Source organism: Mesorhizobium sp. LSJC280B00 (genome assembly GCF_000502835.1).
Lineage (GTDB): Bacteria > Pseudomonadota > Alphaproteobacteria > Rhizobiales > Rhizobiaceae > Mesorhizobium.
In genome coordinates this window covers 1-977 of record NZ_AYVL01000110.1, presented here as the reverse complement: position 1 = coordinate 977, position 977 = coordinate 1, and the positions used below count along the sequence as shown (strand labels likewise).

Here is a 977-nt window from a genome sequence, read left to right as displayed (position 1 = left end):
GTCTGGTATCAAAAGGACGATGTGGTGTCGGTGCCGGCCAGCTATGGCGCCTCGACCATGATCGAATTCGGCGATGACGAGAAAATCGAAACCCTCGGCGCCGGCGACGTCCCGGCCTGGAGCATCGAGCCCAATAAGAAGGGCAATGTGCTTTTTGTGAAGCCGATCGAGAAGAATGCGGGCGGGAATCTCAACGTCCTGACCAACAAGCGCAGCTATGTATTCTTCCTCAACGGCGAGTTTCGGCCGGTTGCGCAACAAGTCTACGCGATCAAGTTCCGCTATCCCGAAGAGGCATCGGACGCGGCGCTGATGGACGAAGCCCAGGCCCGGGCGGCACAGCCGAACCGGCAGGGTTTCAAGGCCGAAAACGCCAACTCGTCCTATGCTTACAAGGGGTCGTCGGCAAATAAGCCGCTCGTGATCTACGACGACGGCGTGAAGACCTGGTTCCGCTTCGATCCGGCAAGGGAAGTGCCGGCGATCTATGTCGTCGACAGCGAGCGCAATGAGACGCTTGTGAATTATCGCCGCGAGGGCCCGTACATCGTCGTCGACAAGGTCAATTACCAATGGACGCTGCGCAATGGCAACGAAGCAACCTGCGTCTTCAATCTGAGACTGAACAATGTGAACGAACCGACCGGGCTTGAACCTTACGAGCCGCAGCGTGTCGGCGGTGGGACTGTTCGGAAAGTGAGGGGGCCTGATGCCATCTCCCAATGAGTACAGAATGCTCGCCGAGGAAGGAACAGTGGTCGCCCCGCCAAAATTCGGGGCGAGCACATTCTTCAAGATCGTGGTGCCGCTGGGTGCGGTGGTCTTCGCCGGCTGGATGATCTATGCGGCGACGCGTGCGCCAGACAAGCCGCTGTTGACGGCGTCGGATGGCGAGGAGTTTCACACCACACAGTTTCCCGCACCTGGGCTCGATACGCCGCGTCCCCAGCTTGATAACGGCACCCTGAAAATCCCGA

General features: G+C 59.2%; 1 protein-coding gene and 1 pseudogene. Both read left to right on the top strand.

The genetic code is table 11. From position 1 onward, the window contains the following. Positions 1–726, top strand: a 726-nt coding sequence (virB9, locus tag X773_RS73500; protein ID WP_023680981.1) for a P-type conjugative transfer protein VirB9, incomplete at its 5' end; no start/stop codon positions are given. A 7-nt stretch (positions 727–733) separates the two neighbouring features. After that, positions 734–977 (top strand): annotated as a pseudogene (locus X773_RS77835) (conjugal transfer protein); the annotation flags it as partial.